Source organism: Pseudomonas sp. EGD-AK9 (genome assembly GCF_000465935.2).
GTDB lineage: Bacteria > Pseudomonadota > Gammaproteobacteria > Pseudomonadales > Pseudomonadaceae > Aquipseudomonas.
In genome coordinates, this window is record NZ_AVOF01000078.1 from 1 (window position 1) to 9,983 (window position 9,983).

General features: G+C 68.3%; 12 protein-coding genes and 1 pseudogene. 7 read left to right on the plus strand and 6 right to left on the minus strand.

The window, feature by feature from the left end; translation table 11 throughout:
• The 4 genes from N878_RS04375 to N878_RS04390 form a co-directional block, all read right to left on the minus strand.
• A partial coding sequence (locus N878_RS04375) for a biotin/lipoyl-containing protein (protein ID WP_031302737.1) occupies nt 1-280 on the minus strand: 280 nt, incomplete at its 3' end.
• 33 nt (nt 281-313) lie between these two features.
• Nucleotides 314-1,300: an alpha-ketoacid dehydrogenase subunit beta gene (locus N878_RS04380; protein WP_021442471.1), complete on the minus strand. Its 987-nt coding sequence runs from the start codon at nt 1,298-1,300 to the stop codon at nt 314-316.
• Between the two features lie 10 nt (nt 1,301-1,310).
• Nucleotides 1,311-2,399: a pyruvate dehydrogenase (acetyl-transferring) E1 component subunit alpha gene (gene pdhA / locus N878_RS04385; RefSeq protein WP_021442472.1), complete on the minus strand. Its 1,089-nt coding sequence runs from the start codon at nt 2,397-2,399 to the stop codon at nt 1,311-1,313.
• 103 nt (nt 2,400-2,502) lie between these two features.
• Nucleotides 2,503-3,525 carry a Glu/Leu/Phe/Val dehydrogenase dimerization domain-containing protein gene (locus N878_RS04390; RefSeq protein WP_021442473.1) on the minus strand — a complete coding sequence of 341 codons (1,023 nt, stop codon included), beginning with the start codon at nt 3,523-3,525 and terminating at the stop codon, nt 2,503-2,505.
• Between the two features lie 105 nt (nt 3,526-3,630).
• Between N878_RS04390 and N878_RS04395 the strand changes: the two genes are divergently transcribed.
• From N878_RS04395 to N878_RS04425, 7 genes are all read left to right on the plus strand, one after another.
• Nucleotides 3,631-4,434 (plus strand): SirB1 family protein, encoded by an 804-nt coding sequence (locus N878_RS04395; protein WP_021442474.1) that lies wholly within the window; start codon nt 3,631-3,633, stop codon nt 4,432-4,434.
• A gap of 164 nt (nt 4,435-4,598) precedes the next feature.
• A complete protein-coding gene (locus tag N878_RS04400) occupies nt 4,599-5,270 on the plus strand; it encodes a DUF3313 domain-containing protein (protein WP_031302739.1) in 672 nt (223 codons plus the stop codon).
• 74 nt (nt 5,271-5,344) lie between these two features.
• A complete protein-coding gene (locus tag N878_RS04405; protein ID WP_021442476.1) occupies nt 5,345-5,698 on the plus strand; it encodes a DUF3302 domain-containing protein in 354 nt (117 codons plus the stop codon).
• 3 nt (nt 5,699-5,701) lie between these two features.
• Entirely contained in the window at nt 5,702-6,661 is a 960-nt protein-coding gene (locus tag N878_RS04410; protein ID WP_021442477.1) for an HlyD family secretion protein, read from the plus strand.
• Between the two features lie 59 nt (nt 6,662-6,720).
• Nucleotides 6,721-7,089, plus strand: a complete 369-nt coding sequence (locus N878_RS04415) for a DUF5064 family protein (protein WP_021442478.1) — start codon at nt 6,721-6,723, stop codon at nt 7,087-7,089.
• Nucleotides 7,090-7,143: 54 nt separating this feature from the next.
• A complete protein-coding gene (potE, locus tag N878_RS04420; RefSeq protein ID WP_021442479.1) occupies nt 7,144-8,472 on the plus strand; it encodes a putrescine-ornithine antiporter in 1,329 nt (442 codons plus the stop codon).
• 10 nt (nt 8,473-8,482) lie between these two features.
• Nucleotides 8,483-9,376, plus strand: coding sequence for an amino acid ABC transporter substrate-binding protein (locus N878_RS04425; protein ID WP_021442480.1), 894 nt, complete (start codon nt 8,483-8,485; stop codon nt 9,374-9,376).
• Between the two features lie 8 nt (nt 9,377-9,384).
• Here the strand turns inward: N878_RS04425 and N878_RS04430 are convergent, their stop codons facing one another.
• Both N878_RS04430 and N878_RS04435 read right to left on the minus strand, forming a co-directional pair.
• The gene (locus N878_RS04430; RefSeq protein WP_021442481.1) at nt 9,385-9,741 is read right to left on the minus strand and encodes a PilZ domain-containing protein; all 357 of its coding nucleotides are present in this window, start codon (nt 9,739-9,741) and stop codon (nt 9,385-9,387) included.
• Between the two features lie 59 nt (nt 9,742-9,800).
• Nucleotides 9,801-9,983, minus strand: a pseudogene (locus N878_RS04435) (DUF4124 domain-containing protein); the annotation flags it as partial.

Genomic DNA, 9,983 nt, shown 5'->3' on the forward strand with positions numbered 1-9,983 from the left:
CCTCGCCACCGCCCTCCAGGCGGCCGACCACGGTGCCGGCGTCGGCCTCGCCCTCGTAGGCGGCCAGCGGCTCTCCGACATGCAGGAGGTCGCCTTCCTTGCCGAAGGTCTTCACCAGCACCCCGTCATAGGGCGCGGGGATGTCGACTATGGCCTTGGCGGTTTCCACCGACACCAGCAACTGGTCGGCCTTGACCGTGTCGCCGGCCTTGACGTGCCACTCGACGATCTCGGCTTCCTGCAGGCCCTCGCCCAGATCGGGCAGTTTGAAGTATTTCATCGTGCGTTCTCCCGTCGATTCGCTGGCCCGTCTTCAGGCGTACTCCAGCACCGTCTCGCAGGCGGCGAGGATGTCCTCGACACCGGGGATGTACAGCTGCTCCAGGCGATACAGCGGCGGCGGAATGTCCGGCGCGGTGACCCGCTGGATCGGCGCCTGCAGGTCGAGCAGCGCGCGCTCGTAAAGGCTGGCGGCGATTTCCGCGCCGACCGCGCAGCTCTTCGGCGCCTCGTGGACGATCACGCAGCGCCCGGTCTTGCGCACCGAGGCCTCCAGGGTGTCGAGGTCCAGCGGCTTGACGCAGGCGACGTCGATCACCTCCGCGTCGACGCCGCGCTCGGCCAGCCGATCGGCGGCCTGCAGCGTCTCGTGCACGCTCGCACCCCAGCTGACCAGGGTCAGGTCGCCGCCCTCGCGCAGGGTGAAGCAGCTGTCCAGCGGCAGGCGTCTGCCGTCGTCGGCCAGCGGCTGCGGGTTCATCCGGTACAGCCGGGTGGGTTCGAGGAACACCACCGGGTCGGGGTCGTCGATGGCCGCCAGCAGCAGGCCGTAGGCGCGCGCCGGCGACGAGGGGATGACCACGCGCAGACCGGGAATATGCGCCAGCAGCGCCTCGGTGCTCTCGCTGTGGTGCTCGGGGGCGCGAATGCCGGCGCCCATCGGCGTGCGCAGCACCAGCGGGCAGCTGAGGCGACCGCGGGTGCGGTTGCGCAGGCGGCTGGCGTGGCAGATCAGGTGATCCAGGGCCGGGTAGATAAACCCCATGAACTGGATCTCCAGCACCGGCTTGAGGCCCTGCGCGGCCATGCCGACGCCGAGCCCGGCGATCATGGTCTCGGCCAGCGGCGTGTCGATCACCCGCTTGAAGCCGAACGCCTCGCGCAGCCCGGCGGTGGCGCGGAACCCCCCGCCGTTGACGCCGATGTCCTCGCCCAGCAACACCACGTTGTCGTCCTCGGCCATGGCCCGGTGCAGGGCCAGGTTGACCGCTTCCAGCAGGCTGACCTTCTTTTCGCTCATGGCTGGCTTCTCACTCATGGTCCACCTCCCGCCGCGCGGCGCGCTCGCGCAGCCATTCGCGCTGCTCGGCCAGGGCCTGCGGCCATTGGCCGTAGACATGCTCGAGCGCCGCCTCGGCCGGCGGCATGGGCGTCGCCTCGAAGGCCTCCACCGCGCGCTGCACCTCGGCCTGGCACTCGCCGACCAGGGCCTGCTCGCGCTGCGCATTCCACACGCCCTGGCTGACCAGAAAGGCCTGCAGGCGCGCCACCGGCTCCTCGCGCCAGGCCTGCTTGACCTCTTCGGCCGGGCGGTAGCGGGTGGCGTCGTCGGCGGTGGTGTGGTCGCCCAGGCGGTAGCTGAGGCACTCGATCAGGGTCGGCCCCTTGCCCTGGCGCGCCCGCTCCAGCGCCGCCTGCACCCGGTCGTACACCGCCAGCACGTCGTTGCCGTCGACCTGCTCGCCGGGGAAGCCGGCGCCGATCGCCTTCTGCGCCAGGGTCGGCGCGCCGCACTGGATGCGCCGCGGCACCGAGATGGCCCACTGGTTGTTGTTGACCACGAACACCACCGGCAGCTGCCAGGCGCCGGCGACGTTGAGCGCCTCGAGAAAATCGCCCTTGCTGGTGGCGCCGTCGCCGCAGGTGGTGACGGCGACGCGGTGCTGGCCGCGGATCTTGAACGCGCTGGCCACGCCGCAGGCGTGCAGGGCCTGGGTGGCGATCGGCACGCAGAGCGGGAAGTCCTCGGCCACCGCCGGGTCGACATAGGCGCTGCCGCGCTCGTCGCCGCCCCAGTACAGCAGGATCTCCTCCATGCGCACGCCGCGCATCACCTGCACCGCGGTGTCGCGGTAGTAAGGCACCAGCACGTCGTCGGCGCGCATGGTCGCGCCGATGGCCACGCCTATGGCCTCCTGGCCGATGGTCGGCGCGTAGGTGCCGATGCGCCCGGTACGCTGCAGGGCCACCGCCTTCTGGTCGAACAGGCGGGTCAGCAACATCTGCCGGTACAGGCGGATCAGCAGTTCGAAGTCGTCGCTCCAGGCCGGCAGCTCGGCGCAGGGCGTGCCGTCGGCGGCGAGGTAGCGGGTATGCGGCAGTTTCGGCTGTTCGGACATGGCAGTCTCCTCGGCATCTTGTGGACACCTTGCTGGCCCCGGGCTGGTGGCCTGGGGCCGGATGCGCCGCCACGCGGGTGGGCGTGGCGCGCGCAGCGGGCCCTCAGGGCCCGTAAAGCAAGCGTTCGGCCAGGCTGTCGGCGACCCGCGCCGGGGAGCGCTTGTCGGCCTGGGCATGGGCGTAGATCTCGGTCAGACGCAGGCTGATCTGCGCCAGATGGGCGGTGATCGCCGCCAGCTCCTCGCCGCGATGGCGCAGCGCGACGTAGATCAGCCCACCGGCGTTGAGCACGTAGTCCGGCGCGTAGAGGATGCCGCGTGCCTCCAGCTCGTCGGCGATCTCCGGGTTGGCCAGCTGGTTGTTGGCCGCCCCGGCCACCGCCGCGCAGCGCAGCTGGCCGACGGTCTGGCCGTTGAGCACGCCGCCCAGGCCGCAGGGCGCGAGGATGTCGCAGGGGGTGGTGAGCAGCGCCTCGCTGGCCACCGGATGGGCGCCGAGCTGCTCCACCGCCAGCTGCACCCGGCCGGGGTCGAGGTCGCTGACCAGCAGCTCGGCGCCGGCCGCATGCAGTTCCTCGGCCAGGGCGAAGCCGACGTTGCCGAGGCCCTGGATGGCAATGCGCAGGCCCTCCAGATCGTCGCTGCCAAGGCGCGCCTGGGCGGTGGCGCGAATCCCGGCGAACACCCCCAGCGCCGTGTGCGGCGAGGGATCGCCCTCGCTGGTGGTGCTGGTGGCATGGCGGGTGTGCTGGGCGATGCAGTCCATGTCGACGCTGGAGGTGCCGCTGTCCATGGCGGTGATATAGCGCCCGTTCAGCGTCTCGATAACCCGGCCGAAAGCCTCGAACAGCGCCGCGCGGTTGGCCACGTGGGGCGGACGGATGATCACCGCCTTGCCACCGCCGTGGGCGATGCCGGCCAGGGCGGCCTTGTAGCTCATGCCCTGGGCCAGGCGAATGGCGTCGCGGATGGCGCTCTGTTCGTCGGGATAGGCCAGGTAGCGGCAGCCGCCGAGGGCCGGGCCGAGACGAGTGTTGTGGATGGCGATGACGGCCTTGAGGCCAGTGGCCGGATCCTGCGCCAGGTGCAGGGCCTCGAGGCGGGCGGCTTCCATCATGCTGAACATGGGCGAGCTCCCGGTCTGACTTTAGGCCTCAGTATAGGTGGCTGGGCGGAGACTGGACGCGGATCGGCCGAAGGGCTACAAGAGCAGGAGTCACCGGAGAAAGCGATGAGCCCACGCCAAGCCTGCCTGCTGTGCCTGGAGCGCGATCCGCCCGAACCGTTCGAGGCGGCGCTGTGGGTCGCCGCCGAACACGATGGGCAAGTGCAGCCGGCGCAGGTGCTCGGCGAACTGCACGGCCTGCAGCTGCAGGTCAGCGCCGGACTGCCCGCCCTGCCGGCGCGCGAACTGGCCCAGCCGCTGTTGCGCCGGCTCGCCGAATTGGACTACCAGGAAGACGACGAAGGCGTCACCCGCCCCCGCCATGCGCTGCTCCACGAGGTGCTACGGCGGCGCCGCGGACAACCGCTGCTGCTGGCGCTGATCGCTCTGGAGCTGGCTCGGCGCCTGGACATCCCCCTGCAGGGGGTGAACTTCCCCGGACATTTCCTGTTGCGCGTGCCCGGCGCCGATCACCTGCTCGACCCCTGCGGCGGTCGCCGCCTGTATACCCGCGACTGCCGCGAACTGCTCTACCGCCAGCTCGGCCCGGACGCCGCGCTCAGCGCCGCGCATCTGCACAGCGCCGACGCCCGCGCCATGCTGCAACGCCTGTCGCGCAACCTGCGCCTGTTGCATCTTCAGCATGACGACGACCTGGCCGCGCTCAAGGACGCCGAACGGGTGCTGCAGATAGGTCCCGCGAGCATGGTCGACCATCTGGCGCGCGCCGACATCTACCGCAATCTGGCTTGTCCACAGGGCGAGCGCTACGACCTCGAACGCGCCCTGCTGTTGTGCGACGACGCCGCCCTGCGCCTGCAGCTGAGCCAGCGCCTGCGCACGCTGGACGTTGCGCCGGCGCTGCATTGAGCGGCCCCTGAGCGGCGAGCCGCGCAGGGTTCTGCAGGGCCCTTTACGATCTTTCGACCGGCCCGTGTAACTGGATACTTCCCGTCTACACTTTCGCTTGTTCGGCCTTCTGCCAACGCAGCGAACACCACGAACGCACGAATGACTCCACGAAGGGAAATAGCATGCAAAGACTCCTTGGTTCGTCGCTGTTGGCGGCCATTCTGAGCGCTACCGGTTGTAGCAGCACCCTGGTGGCCCCCGAGCAATATTCGGGTTTCTTGCAGGACTACAGTCGCCTGAGCGAGCAGCAATCGCCGTCTGGCGTCAAAGTGGCGCGCTGGGTCGACCCGGATCTGCAGATCGCCCGCTACAACCAGCTCTTTCTGGAACCCAGCCAGTTCTACCCGCAGCCACAACCCAGCGCCCGCCTGTCCCAGGAGACCCTGCACGCCATCACTCGCTACTTCGACACCGCGCTGCGCCGCGAGCTGAGCAAGGTCATGCCGCTCACCGACTCGCCCACGGCCGGCACCCTGGTGCTGCGCCCGGCCATCACCGCGGTCTCGGCCTCCACCGAAGGCCTCAAGCCCTACGAAGTCATTCCCATCGCCCTGGTGGTGGCAGCCGCCAGCACAGCGGCCGGCACCCGCGACCAGCAGGTGGAGATCGCCGCCGAGGCCGCGGTCATCGACGCGCAGAACAGCCGCGTCGTCGCCCAGGTGGTGCGCAAGGGCAGCGGCCTGGACCTGGAGAACGACGAGCAGGTGATCAGCCTCGACAACGTCAAGCCGGTGATCGATGTCTGGGCCAACGACATGCGCCAGTCCGTCGAGCAGCTCAAGGCCAAGCGTTGAGAACCGCTCTGCCGGCACCGCTGCGGATCGTCCGAGCGGTGCCGTACGCAGAACAGTCGCATTAGGGAGGCAACATGCTGGATTACTTTGCCTTGGGCGTACTGATCTTCGCCGCCATAGTGCTGTTCTACGGCGTCATCGCGGTGCACGACATTCCCTACGAGATCGCCGTGCATCGCAACCATCCGCACCAGGATGCCATCCACGTGGCGGGCTGGGTCAGCCTGTTCACCCTGCACGTGCTCTGGCCCTTCCTGTGGATCTGGGCGACGCTCTACCGCGAGGATCGCGGCTGGGGCTTCGCCACCACGGCCAAGGAGGATACGGCACGCCTGCAGCAGCTGGAACAGCAGGTGGCAGCGCTCCAGGCCCGTCTGGATGCGCTGGAACAGCCACCCGCCGAAGCACCATTGGAGGCGAGGGACTGAGCCATGGACCTGCTGCTGATTCTCACCTACACCGCCATCTGCGTCGCCATCTTCAAGATCTTCAAGATCCCGCTGAACAAGTGGACGGTGCCCACCGCGGTACTGGGCGGCATCGTGCTGATCGGCACGCTGATTTTCCTGATGAACTACAACCACCCCTATTCCGAGGTCTCGCGCAGCTACTTCGTCAGCACCCCCATAGTGCCGGCGGTGAGCGGCCAGGTGATCGAGGTGCCGGTGCGCGGCAACCAGCTGCTGGAAGAGGGCGACGTGATCTTCCGCATCGACCCCACCCCCTTCGAGAACCGCGTGCGCTCGATCAAGGCCCAGTTGGTCTCGGCCAAGGGCGACCAGTTCCGCGCCAGCGAGCTGGTCAAGCGCAACCTGGGCAACCGCCGTGATCTGGATATCACCACGGCGCGCGTGGACGATCTGCAGGCGCAGCTCAATATCGCCCAGTTCGAGCTGGACAACACGGTGGTGCGGGCGCCGTCGCGCGGCTACGTGACCCAGGTGGTGCTGCGCCCCGGCGTCTATGCGGTGAAGATGCCGCTGCGGCCGTCGGCGATCTTCATTCCCCACGAGGAATATTTCTACGTGGCCTGGATGCGCCAGAACAGCCAGCTGCGCCTGACCCTGGGTGACTCCGCCGAGATCGCCCTCGACGGCCTGCCCGGCCAGGTGTTCCAGGCGCGGGTCAAGCAGGTGCAACCGGTGATCGCCGAAGGCCAGGTGCAGCCGGGCGGCCACCTGATCGGCGTCACCGGCGCCATGCCGGCCGGACGGGTGCCGGTGTTGCTGGAAATCATCGACCCGGCCTTCGAACCCTACAAGGAGCTGATACCGGGCGGCGCCTATGGTCAGGCGGCGCTCTACTCCGAGCACTTCCCCCATGTGGCGATCCTGCGCAAGGTGCTCCTGCGCATGGCCGCCTGGATGAACTACATCTTCCCGTTCCACTGACGCCCGCAACCCGGCGGCGCCTGGCACAGGCGCCGCGTCATGACACAGAGGAGTCCATCATGTTCGAACCCGGCCACCTCAACCGCAAGAAACAACCCGGCATGCCGGGCGTCCCCGATTACGATATCGACGTCTACTACGAGGTGCGCCACGACCCCAAAGAGGGCGTGCTGCTGCACTTCAGGCTGTCCGGCCAGGTCGCCGGCCAAAGCGTTGCCGAGGAGTTCGACATGCACCGCGACACCGCCTTCAACTTCGCCAGCCGCCTGGCCAAGGCCGCGGTGAAGCTGGGGCTGCCGCCCAATGCCAGCCCGATCATGCGCAGCCATGGCGAGTACGACGCGATGTTCGCGGACATCCGCAAGAAGCTCAACGTCAACCCCGGTGACCCGGTGGACTTCGACCACCTGGACAAGGACGGCTGCTGAACCTGCACCCAGCGCTCGTTTCCCCCCACCCACGCGCAGCGCGAGGACCGGAACATGGCCGACGCCAGCAAGAAGATGGGCCTGATCGGCCTGACCACCCTGGTGGCGGTCAACATGATGGGCTCCGGCATCATCATGCTGCCCTCGAGCATGGCCCAGCTCGGCGCGGTATCGCTGCTGTCCTGGGTGGTCACGGCGGTCGGCTCCATGGCCATCGCCTACGGCTTCGCCCAGTGCGGCATCTACTGCCCGCGTCCCGGCGGCATGTCGGCCTATAGCGAGGAAGCCCACGGCAAGTCCGCGTTCTTCCTCTGCTCCTACCTGTACTTCCTGTCGCTGGTGATCGGCAACGTGGCCATCGGCATTTCCGCGGTCGGTTACCTCACGCCCTTCTTCCCCTGGCTGGGCAGCAGCGCCGGCGCCCTGGTGCTCGGCACCATCGGCCTGATCTGGCTGACCATCTTGGCCAACCTCGGCGGCCCCAGCCTCACCGGACGCCTCGGCGCGGTGACCGTCTGGGGGGTGATCATCCCGGTGGCCGGCCTCGGCCTGATCGGCTGGTTCTGGTTCCAGCCCAGCCTGTTCGTCGAAGCCTGGAATCCCAACGACCTGAAAGTGGGCGACGCCATCGCACAGAGCATCCCGCTGACCCTATGGGCCTTCCTCGGCATGGAGTCGGCGGCGCAGAACTCCGACGCGGTGGACAATCCCAAGCGCAACGTACCGCTGGCCTGCCTGCTCGGCACACTCGGCGCCGCCGTGGTCTACGTGCTGTCGACCAGTGTGATCCAGGGCATAGTCCCCAACCCGGAACTGGCCAACTCCAGTGCCCCCTTCGCCCTGGTCTACGCGCGGATGTTCAACGACGGCGTCGGCAACGTCATCATGGCCCTGGCGGTGATGGCCTGCCTCGGCTCCCTGCTCGGCTGGCAGTTCACCCTGGCGCAGACGGCCAAGGTCACCGCCGAACAGGGCATGTTCCCCAAACTCTTCACCCGGGTCAGCTCGCGCGATGCGCCGCTGCTGGGCCTGCTGTTCTGCGGCGTGCTGCAAAGCCTGATCGCCCTGTCGACCATATCGCCCAACGCCAGCGCCCAGTTCAACAAGCTGGTGGGCCTGGCCGCGGTGACCAACATCATCCCCTACGTCACCTCCCTGACCGGCCTGCTGGTGATCATGCACAAGGCCCGGGTGACACCCCAGGTATTTCGCCGCAACAGCCTGATCCTGCTGGTGGCCATGCTCTACTGCTTCTACGCCCTGTACGCCTCGGGCCTGGATGCGGTGTTCGGCGCGGCACTGGTGATGGTGGTCGGCTACCTGCTGTTCGGCGCCATCGCCAAGCGCTTCGTCGGCGCCCTCGACAGCCTTGGCCGGCCCTAGGAGACTCGGCATGTCTATTCCCTACCTGGTCCGGCTGCTACTGCTCTGTGCCTGGTTGCCGGCCATCGCCAGCGCCGCCACCCTGGAGCGCATCCACGACAGCGGCCAGCTGGTGCTGGGCTTCGTGCCCGGCAACCCGCCCTTCTCCGACGGCGACGCCCAGCAGGCCGACGGCTATGCCATCGAGCTGTGCCGCCGCGTCGCCAGTCAGGTGCAAGAGCAACTGGCCATGCCCGCGCTACGCCTGCGCTATCAACCGCTGACCACCACGGACATGCTCGACGCGGTGGCCGCCGGGCGCGTCGATATCCTCTGCGCGCCCGTGGTGGAGAGCCTGGAGCGGCGCCGCCAGGTCAGCTTCTCGCTGCCGATCTTCACTGCCGGCCTGGGCGTGGTGGTGCGTCAGGACGCACCGGCGACGCTGCTGCTGCCACTCAAGGGCGAGGCGGCGCACAGCGGCCCGACCTGGCGCGCCACCATCAACCGCGGGCTGAGCCGCCACCGCTTCGCCGTGCTCAAGGGCACGATCAGCGTCGACTGGGCGCGCACGCGCATTCGCCAGCTCGGCCTGCAATCCGAGCTGGTCGAGGTCGACAGCAATCGGGAGGGGGTCGAGCAGGTCGTCAGCCGCCGGGTCGACGCCTTCTTCGCCGACCGCCTGGTGCTGCTCAACTACCAGGCCCAGCATCCGCAAGGCGCACAGCTGTGGGTGCCGGAGCGCCTGTTCGAAGTGGAAGCGGTGGCCATGCCGCTGGCCCGCGACGACGAGGACTTCCGCCTGCTGGTGGATACCGCGCTCAGCCGGCTGAACCGCTCCAGCGATGGCGAGGCGCTCTACCGCCGGTTCTTCGGCGAGCTCAGCGAGCAGAGTCGGCTGATGTTGCGGCTCAACTCGCGGCCCTGAGCCCGCGCTCAGGCCGAGGCGGCCAGGCTGTGGAAACTGAAGTAATAACGCAGGGCGTCGACCATCTCGACGTAGTCGGCCGGCGGCGCCACCAGGGCGAAGCCGGAGTCGTAGCTGCCGGGGGTGACGTCCTCACGGCACCACTGGCAGGTGGCGGAGAAGTCGACGAAGTGCTGACCGTGCTGGCCGGGGATCTTCAGACGCATGTCGAAGCGCGCACCCACCAGCATCGGCAGCTGGCTGATCAGCATCAGGCCGTCCAGTGAGACATTGCCGATGGAGCCCATCGGCTTGTCGGTGATGCGGTTGAACACCTTCAGGTAATAGGGCAACTGATGGCGTTCGATTCGACGTTGGCTGCGCATGCTGGCGAATCGCTACAAGGGGCTTTGAGTATGGCCCCGAAGCCGCCGCTTAACCAGCCTCAGCCACAGCGCTCGGCGATGCGCGTGCGCAGCTGGCGACGAGCGGTGTCGGTCTCTTCATCACTGTAATAAATGCGCTCGCCGTTGGCGTCCGCGCGGTAGTAGCTGAAGCCTTCCGGAATCTGCGCCAGGCGCCGGCGCAGTTCGCGGCATTCGACGGCGCGCGCCTCGCGCTGTTCGGC

What these genes read in the sequence shown, in the direction of transcription:
- N878_RS04430 (WP_021442481.1), bottom strand. Translation starts at nt 9,741, where the DNA reads ATGCGCAGCCAACGTCGAATCGAACGCCATCAGTTGCCCTATTACCTG.
- N878_RS04410 (WP_021442477.1), top strand. Translation starts at nt 5,702, where the DNA reads ATGGACCTGCTGCTGATTCTCACCTACACCGCCATCTGCGTCGCCATC.
- N878_RS04390 (WP_021442473.1), bottom strand. Translation starts at nt 3,525, where the DNA reads ATGTTCAGCATGATGGAAGCCGCCCGCCTCGAGGCCCTGCACCTGGCG.
- N878_RS04425 (WP_021442480.1), top strand. Translation starts at nt 8,483, where the DNA reads ATGTCTATTCCCTACCTGGTCCGGCTGCTACTGCTCTGTGCCTGGTTG.
- N878_RS04400 (WP_031302739.1), top strand. Translation starts at nt 4,599, where the DNA reads ATGCAAAGACTCCTTGGTTCGTCGCTGTTGGCGGCCATTCTGAGCGCT.
- N878_RS04380 (WP_021442471.1), bottom strand. Translation starts at nt 1,300, where the DNA reads ATGAGCGAAAAGAAGGTCAGCCTGCTGGAAGCGGTCAACCTGGCCCTG.
- pdhA (WP_021442472.1), bottom strand. Translation starts at nt 2,399, where the DNA reads ATGTCCGAACAGCCGAAACTGCCGCATACCCGCTACCTCGCCGCCGAC.
- N878_RS04405 (WP_021442476.1), top strand. Translation starts at nt 5,345, where the DNA reads ATGCTGGATTACTTTGCCTTGGGCGTACTGATCTTCGCCGCCATAGTG.
- N878_RS04395 (WP_021442474.1), top strand. Translation starts at nt 3,631, where the DNA reads ATGAGCCCACGCCAAGCCTGCCTGCTGTGCCTGGAGCGCGATCCGCCC.
- potE (WP_021442479.1), top strand. Translation starts at nt 7,144, where the DNA reads ATGGCCGACGCCAGCAAGAAGATGGGCCTGATCGGCCTGACCACCCTG.
- N878_RS04415 (WP_021442478.1), top strand. Translation starts at nt 6,721, where the DNA reads ATGTTCGAACCCGGCCACCTCAACCGCAAGAAACAACCCGGCATGCCG.